8 protein-coding genes are annotated in these 13,163 nt (G+C 61.5%); 2 read left to right on the top strand and 6 right to left on the bottom strand.

All coding sequences use genetic code 11. The annotated features are described in order from the left end of the window. Positions 1-392 precede the first annotated feature (392 nt). The 6 genes from MF4836_RS30415 to MF4836_RS30390 all read right to left on the bottom strand — a co-directional run bounded on the left by MF4836_RS30415 (position 393) and on the right by MF4836_RS30390 (position 9,407). Positions 393-1,448, bottom strand: coding sequence for a tetratricopeptide repeat protein (locus tag MF4836_RS30415; protein WP_078473481.1), 1,056 nt, complete (start codon positions 1,446-1,448; stop codon positions 393-395). Positions 1,449-1,524: 76 nt separating this feature from the next. Then, complete coding sequence (locus tag MF4836_RS30410) at positions 1,525-2,424, bottom strand: bestrophin family protein (RefSeq protein WP_078473480.1); 900 nt, start codon at positions 2,422-2,424, stop codon at positions 1,525-1,527. A 248-nt stretch (positions 2,425-2,672) separates the two neighbouring features. Continuing rightward, positions 2,673-4,094, bottom strand: a complete 1,422-nt coding sequence (locus MF4836_RS30405) for an efflux transporter outer membrane subunit (protein ID WP_078473479.1) — start codon at positions 4,092-4,094, stop codon at positions 2,673-2,675. Further along, positions 4,091-7,270, bottom strand: a complete 3,180-nt coding sequence (locus tag MF4836_RS30400) for an efflux RND transporter permease subunit (protein ID WP_078473478.1) — start codon at positions 7,268-7,270, stop codon at positions 4,091-4,093. The genes MF4836_RS30405 and MF4836_RS30400 overlap by 4 nt, the downstream gene beginning before the upstream one ends. 15 nt (positions 7,271-7,285) lie before the next feature. After that, positions 7,286-8,542, bottom strand: a complete 1,257-nt coding sequence (gene mexE, locus MF4836_RS30395) for a multidrug efflux RND transporter periplasmic adaptor subunit MexE (protein ID WP_078473477.1) — start codon at positions 8,540-8,542, stop codon at positions 7,286-7,288. A gap of 238 nt (positions 8,543-8,780) precedes the next feature. Beyond that, positions 8,781-9,407: a response regulator transcription factor gene (locus MF4836_RS30390; protein ID WP_020297990.1), complete on the bottom strand. Its 627-nt coding sequence runs from the start codon at positions 9,405-9,407 to the stop codon at positions 8,781-8,783. Positions 9,408-9,615: 208 nt separating this feature from the next. Here MF4836_RS30390 and MF4836_RS30385 point away from each other — a divergent pair, with 208 nt between their 5' ends. Continuing rightward, positions 9,616-10,827 (top strand): EAL domain-containing response regulator, encoded by a 1,212-nt coding sequence (locus tag MF4836_RS30385; RefSeq protein ID WP_078473476.1) that lies wholly within the window; start codon positions 9,616-9,618, stop codon positions 10,825-10,827. 102 nt (positions 10,828-10,929) lie between these two features. Beyond that, entirely contained in the window at positions 10,930-13,131 is a 2,202-nt protein-coding gene (locus tag MF4836_RS30380; protein WP_238596234.1) for a transporter substrate-binding domain-containing protein, read from the top strand. Positions 13,132-13,163 lie beyond the last annotated feature (32 nt).

Below are 13,163 nucleotides of genomic sequence, written 5' to 3'. Positions count from 1 at the left end.
GTCGCGCAGACACGCATGCTCGCGGGATAAGCCGCCGGAAAGAGTAGCGGCCGGCCCGTCGATGCCGGTTGCGGCTTTGGCGCTGATCGACTCGGTGGATAGCGGCAAGAAATGCCCTCGCGTGGCGACGGATCGTAATAGGGGGTGGCGCGCGAACGCCCTGCAAAGCACTGCCTCAATACTGGGCCGTCGCCGGTGATGGGGGTTCAACATTTATTGTTCGGGAGGGGCAGGGGGCGGGGGCTGTCGGGGATTTATGAGGTAGTGCGGATGTTCAGCGCCCAACGACTTCTGTAGCCGCTGCCGATGGCTGCACTTGCCCTTCAGTGCGCTGGAGTGTGTCAGGTGTACATGCGCAGGGGCGACTGGCCAGCGCAACCTGGCGGCAGCGGCTACAGGCCTTGCTGCAGTGCCGGGTCGTCGGGGTTTTGTTGTTCGAGTTGGGCCAGCAGCACCTGGACGTTTTGCAACTGGCCGCTTTCTTTCCAGTAGCTGATCAGCAACACCCGTGCCTTGCGGTTGGCCGGTTGGCGCTGGACGATTTCTTCCAGTTGTTTCTGTGCCGCTTCCAGCTCTTGCTCACTGTGCAGGGTGGTGGCGAGGTCGTAACGGTAGTCCGCGTTGTTCGGCTCCAGCTCCACCGCGCGCGACAAGCCGAGCAAGGCAAATTCGCCCTGTTGGTGATGCAGCAGCCACAGGCCCAGGGCGTGTTGCAGATAGGCCGAGTCCTGCTGCGCCTGCAACTGCTTGGCCAACAGCTGGCGCGCAGCGTCGCTGCGCCCCTGTTTATCCAGCACTTCTATTTGCAGCACCACGGCCTGCAGGTTATCCGGTTGCAGGCGCAGGGCCTGCTCAAGGGCCTGCTGGGCTTTGACCAGGTCGGCGTTGTGCAGGTACAGGCGCGCCAGTTGGTACTGGGCTTCGACATCGTCCTCCCGGGTCTTGAGGACCTGGGTGTATTCGTCGATCACCTGTTGCAGGGGGCCGAAATACAGCCCCTGGTCGTCCGGCGACAGCCCGAGCAACGCGGTGGCGGCGGCAAACCGCACCTCCTGCTCCCGGTCTTCCAGCAGCGGACCCAGCAGCAGGCTGCGCTGACCGTTGGGCACCAGCCCCAGCACGCTTTGAATGGCCGCCTGGCGCACTTCGGCGCTGGGGTGGTAGAGGTCGGCGTCGGCCAGTTTCAGGGCTTGCGGGCTGGGGTAGTTGGGCAGCTCATTCAACAGCCGGATGCGTCGGGCATCGGTCAGGTCAGGGCGCGCCAATTGCTGATAAAGCACCCGAGCCGCGCCCCCCTGGCCGTTGCGTGCCTGCTCCAGAGCCTTGGCATAGCCATGCTTGATCGCCTCCGGCACTTGCGGCGGGCTGCTGCGCAGCATGAACCAGCCCAGGCTCAGGGCCAGGACAATAAGCAGACTGATCAGCAGATAGCGACGGGGAGGGGACATGCAGGATTCCGGAGCAGAGCGACTTTTTCTAGAGGCGCAAGCTTCGGTCAGGAACCGGCTGGAGTCAAACCCGGACTCAGGTCAACACGTACTCCACCGGCTCCAGCGGCGGCGGCAGCGGGCTTTGCCCCAGTGCTGCCAGGACTTCGCGTTCGAGGGTGCGCAGGATCGCGTTGCACGGCAGATCGTTCTCGTCAAAGCCGAACGGATCCTCCAGATCGTCACCGATTTCGTCGAGGCCGAAAAAGGTGTAGCTGACGATCGCGGTAAAGATCGGCGTCAGCCAGCCCAGGGGTTCGGCCATGGCAAACGGCAGCAGGATGCAGAACAGGTAAATGGTGCGATGCAGCAGCAGGGTGTAGGGAAAGGGCAGCGGCGTGCTCTTGATCCGCTCGCAACTGGCCTGGACCTGGCTCAGGCTCACCAGGCGTGTTTCCAGCTGGGTATAACGCCACTCGCTGATCAGGCCCTGTTCGGCCAGGGCCGAGCAGCGCCGCCCCAGGCCCTGCAGCAGGTTGTCGGTGATATTCGGGTGACTGCGGTCTAGGGGTTCGCTGACCCAGGGCTGGCCCGCGCTGACTTCGTCTTCCAGGCGCAGGCGGGCGATCAGGCTGTGGGCGAAACCGCAAAGCTCGCGCAGCAGACTGTCGCGCTGCGGGCTGTATTGGATGATCAGGGTTTCGCGGATCAGCGAGCGCACCTCGATGATCAACTGGCCCAACTGTTTGCGGCCTTCCCACCAGCGGTCATAGCAGGCGTTGTTGCGGAAACTCATAAAGATCGACAGTGACAGGCCGAGCAAGGTGAAGGGCGTGGCATTGACCTTGGAGAAGTACGCCGGGTGCAGGGTTTCCACCAGCACAATCACCGATGCCAGTAGCGTCACGAGAATGCTGCGCAGGGCGATCCGCTTGGCAATCGACCCTTTGAGGGAGAACAGGATGCCGATCAGGTTCGGCTTGGGACGGACAATCATCGAGGGACTACGACCAATGGCGGACACGGTGCCGCAGGGCTTGCACGGCGGGTTAAGGCTAGAACCCGAGCTGTGGGTTGTCCAATTGCTATGGCTGACAGGTTGATCAATATCATCTATCAATGATCACCTCTTCATAAGTCAAAAGATCATCGGCGTTAAAAGCGAGGCCAAAAAAAGCCCCGCGACCGAATGGGGCGCGGGGCAAAAAATTGGTTGGTTGCGGCCAACCAAAGGAGCTCTGTCTGTTACTTGCTGGCCACCGTCTCGGGCTGCCAGCCGCCACCCAGGGCCTTGTAGATGGCGACGATGCCGCGATACAGGTCGACTTCGGCCTGGGCCTGGGAGTCTTCGGCGGCCAGGCGTTCACGCTGGGCGTCGAGCAGGACCAGGAAGTCCACCGTGCCCTCGCGATAGCGGATCTGCGCCAGGTCGGCCGCCGCGCGACTCGATTCACTCTGGCGAATCAGCGAGATCAGCCGTTGCTGGCGCTTGCCGTAGTCGCTGAAGGCGTTTTCCGACTCTTCCAGGGCCAGCAGGACTTGCTGCTCGTAGGTCGCCAGGGCGCCATCGGCATTGGCGTCGGCACCGCGCAGGCGGGCCCGCACACTGCCCAGGTCGAACGCAGCCCAGGTAATGCTAGGGCCCAGGGCCCAGGCATTGGCGGCCGAGGAACCGATCTGCGAACCGCGCCCGGCCGTAAAGCCGAGGAAGCCGCTGAGGCTGACCCGTGGGAACAGGTCGGCCTTGGCCACGCCGATCCGTGCCGTCGCCGCTGCCAGTTTGCGTTCGGCGCTGAGAATATCCGGACGGCGTTGCAGCAGTTCACCCGGGTCGCCGATCGGCAGCGCCTTGGCGATTGCCGGCAATTGCGCCGGGCTCAGGTCCACGGTGAGCTTGTCCGGGCGCTCACCGAGCAGGGTGGCAATGCGATTGCGCTGGCGTACCTGTTCCGCTTGCAGTTGCGGCACGCTGGCTTCGACCGACGCCAGGCGCGCATCGGCGCGCACCACGTCGAGCTGATCGCCGACCCCGGCATCGCGCAGGCTCTCGGTGATCTTGCGCGACTCCTGCTGGTTGTTCAGGTTGGCCAGGGCGATTTTTTCCCGCAGCTGGGCGCCGCGCAGTTGGCCGTAGGCGTCCACCAGCTCGGCGATCATGGTCACTTGCAACTGGTACAAGTCAGCCTCGGCGGCCTGCTGGTCAGCGTCGCTGGCTTCCAGGTTGCGCTGGATGCGGCCAAACAGGTCCAGCTCCCAGGCCATGTCCAGGCCCAGGTCGTAGCGCTCGCTGTTGACGCGCTTGGTGGTCTGGCCAGGGATCTGCCCCTTGGCCAGGTCACTGCTGGCACGGCTGGTGATGGTCGGCATGGCGTCATTGCTGGCGTCGTCCCGAATCGCCCGGGCCGCACGCAGCCGGGCAAAGGCTACCCGCAGTTCGCGGTTGCCTTGCAACGACTGGGTCACCAGCTGGTTGAGGATCGGGTCCTCGAACTGCTGCCACCAGATACCTTCGAAGCGTGCACGGTCAAAATTCTTCTGTCCGGCGGCGCCATCGGTGGCGGCCGTGATATGGGCCGCCTCCAGGTTCTCGGTCTTGTAGTCCGGACCTACGGCACAGGCGCTCAGCGCCAGTACCAGGAGGCTTGGCAGGAAGACTTTCAGGCTCATTGTTGCGCCTCCAGTTTCAGGGCGCGGGCGGCTTTGCGGGCCTCGCTGCGCTCCACATAGTTGCGGATCAGGACGTAGAACACCGGCGTCAGCAGCAGGCCGAAGAAGGTCACCCCGAGCATCCCGGAGAACACCGCGACACCCATGGCGTGACGCATTTCCGCGCCGGCACCGCTGGAGAACACCAGGGGCACCACACCCATGATGAAGGCGAACGAGGTCATCAGGATCGGCCGCAGACGCAGACGGCAGGCTTCCAGCACCGCAGCCAGCGGGTCCAGGCCTTCCTCTTGCTTATCCTTGGCGAACTCGACGATCAGAATCGCGTTCTTGCACGCCAGGCCCACCAGTACGATCAAGCCGATCTGGGTGAAGATGTTGTTGTCACCCCCCGACAGGATCACCCCGGTAATGGCCGAAAGCAGGGTCATCGGCACGATCAGGATCACCGCCAGTGGCAGGCTCCAGCTTTCGTACTGGGCGGCGAGCACCAGGAACGCCAGCAATACACAGAGCGGGAACACAAACAGCGCGGTGTTGCCCGAGAGGATCTGCTGGTAGGTCAGGTCGGTCCACTCGTAGGTCATGCCGTTGGGCAGTTCTTCCTTGAGCAGTTTCTCGATGGCTTTTTCGGCCTGGCCGGAGCTGTAGCCTGGGGCCGCCGCACCGTTGATTTCAGCGGTGATAAAGCCGTTGTAGTGCATCACGCGGTCCGGGCCCGAGGTGTCGCTGACCTTGATAAAGGTCGCCAGGGGGATCATCTCGCCTTTGTTGTTGCGCACCTTGAGCTGGCCGATCTGGTCCGGTTCGAGGCGGAACTGCTGCTCGGCCTGGACGTTGACCTGGTAGGTGCGGCCAAAGCGGTTGAAGTCGTTGGCATACAGCGAACCCAGGTAGATCTGCAGGGTGTCGAAGATGTCACTGACGGCGACGCCGTGGGTCTTGGCTTTTTCCCGGTCGATGGCGGCATCGACCTGGGGCACGTTCACCGTGTAGCTGGTGAACAACCCGGCCAGTTCCGGCACGTTGTGGCTCTTGTTGATGATGTTCATGGTTTCCTTGTACAGCTCGTCATAGCCCAGGTTGCCCCGGTCCTCGATCTGCAGGCGGAACCCACCGATGGTGCCCAGGCCCTGTACCGGCGGCGGCGGGAAGATCGCCATGTAGGCTTCTTCAATCCCGGCGAACTGGCCGTTCAAGGCACCGGCAATGGCGCCGGCCGACTGGCTCGGGTCCTTGCGCTCGTCAAACGGCTTGAGGGTGACGAATACGATGCCGGCGTTGGTGCTGTTGGTGAAACCGTTGATCGACAGGCCAGGGAAGGCCACGGCCGCCTCGACCCCAGGCTGTTTCAGCGCCAGGTCGGACATGCGTTTGATCACTTCCTCGGTACGGTCCAGGCTCGCCGCATCCGGCAGTTGTGCGAAGGCCACCAGGTATTGCTTGTCCTGGCCGGGTACGAAGCCGGTCGGGGTGCTGGAGAAACCGAAGAAGGTCAGGACCATCAACCCGGCGTAGAGCAACAGGGCGATGCCGCTGCTGCGGATGACCCGGCCCACGGTGCCGACGTAGCCATGGCTGGCGCGGTCGAAGAAACGGTTGAAGGGACGGAACAGCCAGCCACCGAAAATCTTGTCCAGCACCTTGGAGAAACGGTCCTTGGGCGCGTCGTGGCTTTTCAGCAACACCGCTGCCAGGGCCGGCGACAGGGTCAAGGAGTTGAAGGCCGAGATCACGGTCGAGATGGCGATGGTCAAGGCGAACTGTTTGTAGAACTGCCCGGTCAGCCCGGAAATAAATGCCGCCGGGATAAACACCGCACACAGCACCAGGGCCGTGGCGATGATCGGGCCGGTGACTTCACGCATGGCGCGCTTGGTGGCGTCCACCGGGTTCAAGCCGAGTCCGATGTTACGTTCGACGTTCTCCACCACCACGATGGCGTCGTCCACCACGATCCCGATGGCCAGTACCAGGCCGAACAGTGACAGGGCGTTGAGCGAGAAACCGAACAGGTGCATCACGGCGAAGGTGCCGATCAGCGAGACCGGTACCGCCACCAGGGGAATGATCGAGGCGCGCCAGGTCTGCAGGAACAGGATCACCACCAGCACCACAAGAATTAGTGCTTCGAACAGGGTATGCACCACCGCCTCGATCGAGCCACGAACGAAGATCGTCGGGTCATAAACGATGCTGAAGTCCATGCCTTCGGGGAAGTTCTTCTTCAGCTCGGCCATCTTGTCCCGAACTTCATTGGAGATCTGGATCGCGTTCGAGCCTGGGCGCTGGAAGATCGGGATCGCCACCGCCGGCTGATTGTTCAGCAGGGAGCGCAGGGCATATTGGCTGGAGCCGAGCTCGACCCGTGCAATGTCCTTGAGTCGAGTGATTTCACCGTTGTCGCCGGAGCGGATGATGATGTTCTCGAACTCTTCCTCGGAAACCAGGCGCCCCTGGGTGTTGACCGACAGCTGGAAGCTGGTGGCGTTGGGGGCGGGCGGCGCACCCAGGGCACCGGCGGCGACCTGGCGGTTCTGCTCGCGAATGGCGGTTACCACGTCGGTCGCGGTCAGGTTGCGTGAAGCGGTCTTGTTCGGATCGAGCCAGACCCGCAGTGAGTAGTCGCCCATGCCGAACAGTTGCACGTCACCGACACCGCCCAGGCGCGCCAGCTCGTCCTTGATATTGAGCAGGGCGTAGTTGGACAGGTAGAGCATGTCGTAGCGTTTGTCCGGCGAGGTCAAGTGCACAACCATGGTCAGGTCGGGCGAAGCCTTGTCGACGGTGATACCGATACGCGTCACTTCTTCGGGCAGCTTGGGCTCGGTGCGGGTCACGCGGTTTTGCACCTGCACCTGCGCGTTGTCCAGGTCGGTGCCCAGGGCGAAGGTGATGGTCAGGGTGATTTTGCCGTCGGCGGTCGACTGCGAGGACATGTAGAGCATGTTCTCGACGCCGGTGATGGCCTGCTCCAGGGGAGCTGCCACGGTTTCACCGATGACCTTGGGGTTGGCCCCCGGGAAGTTGGCGCGTACCACCACGGTCGGCGGCACCACTTCCGGGTATTCGCTGATCGGCAACTGGAACAGCGAGATCGCGCCGGCGATCAGGATCAGCAGCGAAAGCACCGCAGCGAAGATCGGCCGTGAAATGAAGAATTGGGAAAAATTCATCGGAGTTGTCGTCCCTTAACCGCGTGGAGTCGCAGCGCTGGCCAGTTTCACTGCCGAGCCAGGCGCGCTTTTGGCGGGCGTGACTTGGGGCAGGTTGCTGGCTTCCAGTGCTTGTCGTTGTTGCGCCAGAGCGGCGAGGGTTTCCTTGGTGGCCATAGGAATCACTTCAGGCGTGACCGGCGAACCCGGACGCACCCGCTGCAAGCCCTTGACGATGATGGTGTCGTCCTTGTTCAGGCCGCTGCGCACGATGCGCAGGCCTTCGATCTTCGGCCCCAGCTCGACGGCGCGGTAGGCGGACTTGTTGTCGCCATCCATCACCAGAACGAACTTCTTGCCCAGGTCGGTGCCCACCGCTTCGTCGTTGATCAGCACGGCGGAGTAGGTGCCGCTGCCCACCAGTTTCAGGCGTGCATAGAGGCCCGGGGTGTAGGTGCCGTCGCTGTTGTCGAACACGGCCCGGCCGCGGATGGTGCCGGTTTTCGGGTTGACCTGGTTGTCGACGAAGTTCATCTGGCCCAGGTGCGGGTTGCCGTCTTCGTTGGACAGGCCCAGGTACACCGGGGTGGTTGCACCGCGCTGACCCTGGCGTGCGAGCTGGGTGTACTTGAGGAACACGCGCTCATCGGCATCGAAGTAGGCGTAGACCTTGTCGGTGGAGACCACACTGGTCAGCGCAGTGGTATCGGCGGTGACCAGGTTGCCGGCGGTGATTTCCGCGCGGCTGACGCGACCGCTGATAGGCGAGGTCACGCGGGTGAAGCTCAGGTTCAGCTTGGCCAGATCCAGTTGCGCCTGGATCGCGCCGACAGCAGCCCGGGCTTCCTGGGAGGCGCTGGTGCGCGAGTCGGCCAATTCGGCGGAGATGGCGTTGCTGGCGCGCAGGCGTTCGCCGCGCTGGGCTTCGTTTTCACTGCGGGTGGCGTTGGCACGGCCTTGGGCGACCAGGGCCTCCAGACGGCGTACCTCAGCCTGGAATGGACGTGGATCGATCTGGAACAACAAATCGCCCTTTTTCACCAGGGCGCCTTCGGTGAAGGCCACTTGATCGATCTGGCCGGAAACCCGTGGGCGGATTTCAACGGTTTCCGGGGCTTCGAGGCGCCCGGTGAATTCGTCCCATTCATTGACCGGCTGTTCCAGCACCTTGGCCACGCTGACTTTGGCAGCGGGCATGCTGGCGGCGGTTTCCGGGGCTTTACCGCAAGCACTCATCACCAGCACGGCCAGGGCCGCGAGTGGATAGCGCAAGAGTTTGAGTGACTGGTCCATGGTTCATCCGCCAAGGTAATTTAAGATGGGCGGATGATGAGCGGCAGGCTGGTATCGCACGAATCGAATGAAGCGAAGGTAACTATCATCGGGAATGATAGAGAGCCCCATGCGAGCCCCCTAGCATGCGCCTTTCGTTAGGGGGCTATCAATTACAGGCTGCGCAATTCAGTGTTTCCATTCGTGCAACGATGCTTCAGGGCAGGGCGGCACCAACCCTATGCAGATGCTGGTCATTTCAAGCCGTCAAGGCATTGCGTTTGGCGAACTCGGCCAGGTCCACCAGGGACGTGGCATTCAGTTTCTGCAGCAGACGGGTCTTGTAGGTACTGATGGTCTTGTTGCTGAGGAACAGCATTTCGCTGATCTGCTTGTTCGAGTAGCCCTGGGCCAAGTGCTGCAAGACCGTCAACTCGCGATCAGTCAGGGATTGAATCTGCATCAGTTCGGTGAGTTGCTCCGCCGGATTGACCGTGTCCGAGGCCAGTGGAGGAAAGAAGGTATACCCGCTGTCCACCGCCTTGATCGCGGTAATCAGATTGTCCATGCCTTCTTCTTTATTGACGAAGCCACGGGCACCGAGCTGGATACAGCGTCGGCACACCGAGTCGGCAGGTTGCGAGGTCAATATCAATATTTCGCTGCGCACGTTGAGTGTCTTGATTCGGGTAATAACGTTGAAACCATCCAGTTTTGGAATGCCGATATCGAGAATCACCACCTGCGGTGTCAGCTCACGTACCAACTGAACTGCATCGATACCGTTGTCGGCTTCGCCCACCACACGCATACCGTTTTTTTCCAACAGAGCCCTGACGGCGAATCGAATCACCGGATGATCGTCAACTATCAGAACACTATGCATGGTGTTGTTTAACCTCTCGAAACACGTCGGTCATGGGATGTCTTATTGGGAAAAAAAGCTGACGCCATTATTAGCCGAGTCGGACAGCGGAGTACTTGCGCCTAGTTTAGCTTCGGAAAATTCTTGGATGACATAGGAAATTTCCCATTTAGGCCTCAGATGCAGCCTCGCACACTGATCATCCCCCCCTTTTGTGTGTAGACCTGCGATGCAAGACTTGATTGTTTTGGTGCTCGAGGATGAACCCTTCCAACGTCTGGTCACCGTGACCGCGCTGGAAAAGCTGCTGCCGGGCCGCGTGCTGCAAGCAGCGGACGGCGATAAAGCGGTGGCTATCCTGGCCGAGTGCAGCCACGTGGATATTGTGCTCTGTGATCTGAAAATGGCCGGGATGGATGGCCTGGCCTTTCTGCGTCATGCCAGCAACAGCGGCAAGGTGCGGGGGGTAGTGCTGTGCAGCGAGCTTGAACCTATCCTGCGCCAGGCCACGGTGTCGATGATCCACTGCCTGGGCCTGCCGTTCCTCGGTGATTTGGGCAAGCCCTTCAACATGGAGGGCTTCTGCCTGCTGGTCAAACGCTACCAGGCGCGTTGCAATGCTGCGCCCATCTTGCTGTCGCCGGCCGAGATGCCAACGCTGGGCGACGTGCGACAGGGCCTGGACGACCACCAATTCGAGGCCTATTACCAACCCAAAGTCACCCTGCATGGGCAGGTCCTGGTCGGTGCCGAAGTGCTCGCGCGCTGGGCGCACCCGCAGTTGGGGATCTTGGCCCCCGCGCACTTTTTACCGGTGATGGAGCAGCACAACCTGATCGACAGGATGTTCTGGCATCTGTTCGAACAGGGCCTGGCCCTGCACCAGCGGCTGGCGGCCCAGGGCCGGGGGATCAACCTGGCGTTCAATCTGCACCCGGCGCAGTTGGCCAACGCCGTGTTGACCGAGCGCATTCCGATGCTGCTCAAGCGTGCCAAGGTGCCGCCGGCCAGCGTGATGTTCGAGATCACCGAGTCCGCGCTTATCGGTGCTCCGGCCAGCAGCCTGGAGAACCTGGTACGGCTGCGGATTCTTGGCTGTGGCCTGGCCATGGATGATTTTGGCGCCGGCTATTCGTCCCTGGATCGGCTCAGCGAGCTGCCATTCAGCCAGATCAAGCTCGACCGGGCGTTCGTGCACAAAATGCAAAGCCAGCCCCGGAGTGCCGCGATCGTCAGTTGCTCGGTGGCACTGGCGCGGGCACTGAACATTTCGCTGGTCATTGAAGGTGTGGAAACCGTCGAGCAACAGGCTCGCCTGATCGAGTTGGGTTGCAGCATCGGCCAGGGCTTCCTGTTCGCCCGCCCCATGCCGGAAAATCACTTTATCGACTACTGCCTGGGCCGGGCGGCAAACCAGAATGGGCCGGGTAACGATGATTAAGCCTGGCCAACGGCTTTGATCTATTATTGCGCGAGCCGCGACGGCTGCGTTTACCCACAACCGGCTCCCGTATTCCCAGGCATTTTCGGTCTCTGAACTCCCATGTATTTACGTTCTTTCTGGCTGTGCTTGTGCCTGCTTTCCATCAGCGCCTCAGTGGTCGCTGCTTCGCCGGGTCTAGTGCCCAAGGCGCTCTCCAGTCAATTGCGCATTGACCGTCACGATATGGCGATTTCGCCTGACGACTGGCGCTGGCTGCGGCACAAGGCCGAACTCAGGGTCGGTGTGTCGCCCAGCGAGTCGCCGCCATTCTCGGTCAATGCCCAGGACAACCAATACGAGGGCATCAGCGCCGATGCCACCCACCTGGTTGCACAGTTGCTCGGCGTCCAAGTGAAAATCGTGGCCTTCGCCAACGATCAGGATGCCGAGCAGGCCCTGCAAGCGGGCAGCATCGATATGGTCAGTCGCCACGGCAGTTCGTTGCCACGCCAAGACCTTATTTTCAGCATGCCCTATGCTCGGGACCGGCTCGCGTTGTTCAAACGCAACGCCGAGCCACAGCATTCGCCCCTTGATCTGGCCGGCGTGCGCGTGGCCGTCACGGGTGAGCACCTGACGGAGTTGCAGCAGCGCTACCCGGGTGCCGATTTCAGGGTTTTCGCCAGCCATGAGCAGGCGATTGCCGCCGCTGCCTTTGGCCAGGCCGATGCTTACCTCGATGACCTGTACAGCGCCTATTACCAGATAAATCGTTCGTTCTACGGCTACGTGCGCTTCGAGCGTTTTGCCGATTTGCCCCTCGGTGGCTACAGATATGCGCTGCGGGGCGACAACACTCGCTTGCAGCACCTGGTGGATGTGGCCATCGAGACCATTGGTCATGATCAGTTGAACATTCTGGCCAAACGCTGGGTCGGTAACAGCTTTATCCCCGGCGAAGAGCCGATCCATCTGACCCCGGAACAGTTGCGCTGGATCGAGCGGCACCCGGTGGCGCGACTGGTGATCAATGACGACCTGGCCCCCGGTGCCTATTTTGACGCCAATGGGGTTTTTTCCGGCAGTGTTATCGATCTTCTGGAAGTGATCACCCTGAGTACCGGCCTGGACTTTCAAGTGGTCTCGCGCAGCGGCGGTTACCCGCAGATCATCCAAGCCCTGCAACAGGGCGAGGCCGATCTGGCGCTGATGACGGCGAGCCCCGAGCGGGAAGACTACCTGCGCTTTTCCAGGCCGCTGATTGCCGGCCCTTTTGTGTTGCTCAGCGATATCGAGCAGCAAGGCAAGCTGGGCGATCTGGTGAATAAGCGGGTGGCCATTCCTTCCGGTCACGTCGCTCTGCAGCGGCTGCGTCAAAGCTATCCGCAAGCGCAAGTGATCGAAGCCGGCAGCACCCTGGATTCGATGAATCTGCTCTACGAGGGCAAGGCCGATGCCGCCGTTATCGCGCTGCCCGCAGCACGCTATTACACCGAGCGACTGTTTCGCGACAAGTTGGTCATCAACCATGTAATCGATCTCGGGCCGAGTACGATCAACTTCGCCTTGCGCCGCAGCGATGCGGAGCTGCAGTCGATCATCGACACGGTTTTGCAGAACATTGCGCCGGATGAATTGAGCGCGATCTCCAATCGCTGGCGCTCCCCGCCAGGCATGAGCGGGCAGACTTGGGTCGATTACCAGCGGGTGATCAGCGAGGTAATCGCCGGTGCTGCGCTGCTGGTGCTGTTGTCCCTGGTTTGGGTGATTTACCTGCGTCGACAAATCAAGGCGCGGCGCACCGCTGAGCGGATGCTCAACGATCAGTTGCGGTTTGTCGAAACCTTGACCGACTGCATGCCGCCGCCGCTGTACGTCTGTGACACCGCGGGCCGCGTGCTGTCGTGCAACCGCAGCTACCTGAAAAGCGTCGGTCTGGGCAGAGAACAGGTGCTGAACAAAGCAGTGCAGCAGTTGCCTGCGGAAAACTTCGAAGGCCCGCCTGATTTCCATCGTGACTACCAACGAGCCCTGGACGAGGGGCGAACGGTCGAGTCGGTGCATGCCGTTCAACTGCAAGGCCGGGAAGTCTGGATCAGCCACTGGGCACATCCGTTTCAGAGCGCCCAGGGCGTTCTTAAAGGTGTGATCTGCGGTTGGGTCGACATCACCGAACACCGTCACCTGGTGCAGCAGTTGCAGGAGGCGAAAAACCACGCGGACGATGCCAGCCGGGCCAAGACCAGCTTCCTGGCAACCATGAGTCATGAAATTCGCACGCCCATGAACGCAATGAGTGGGGGATTTTGTAGAAAAGGGTGAGTGATTATGACATAAAATATTTTTTAGAGGCT

The organism is Pseudomonas sp. MF4836 (assembly GCF_002018875.1).
Taxonomy (GTDB): Bacteria; Pseudomonadota; Gammaproteobacteria; order Pseudomonadales; family Pseudomonadaceae; genus Aquipseudomonas.
Note: the sequence above shows the minus strand (reverse complement) of the source record. Positions and strands in the feature narration are given on the sequence as shown.

Excerpts from the sequence above, each read along its gene's own strand:
- MF4836_RS30410 (WP_078473480.1), bottom strand. The coding sequence starts at position 2,424 with ATGATTGTCCGTCCCAAGCCGAACCTGATCGGCATCCTGTTCTCCCTC.
- mexE (WP_078473477.1), bottom strand. The coding sequence starts at position 8,542 with ATGGACCAGTCACTCAAACTCTTGCGCTATCCACTCGCGGCCCTGGCC.
- MF4836_RS30390 (WP_020297990.1), bottom strand. The coding sequence starts at position 9,407 with ATGCATAGTGTTCTGATAGTTGACGATCATCCGGTGATTCGATTCGCC.
- MF4836_RS30415 (WP_078473481.1), bottom strand. The coding sequence starts at position 1,448 with ATGTCCCCTCCCCGTCGCTATCTGCTGATCAGTCTGCTTATTGTCCTG.
- MF4836_RS30400 (WP_078473478.1), bottom strand. The coding sequence starts at position 7,270 with ATGAATTTTTCCCAATTCTTCATTTCACGGCCGATCTTCGCTGCGGTG.
- MF4836_RS30405 (WP_078473479.1), bottom strand. The coding sequence starts at position 4,094 with ATGAGCCTGAAAGTCTTCCTGCCAAGCCTCCTGGTACTGGCGCTGAGC.
- MF4836_RS30380 (WP_238596234.1), top strand. The coding sequence starts at position 10,930 with ATGTATTTACGTTCTTTCTGGCTGTGCTTGTGCCTGCTTTCCATCAGC.
- MF4836_RS30385 (WP_078473476.1), top strand. The coding sequence starts at position 9,616 with ATGCAAGACTTGATTGTTTTGGTGCTCGAGGATGAACCCTTCCAACGT.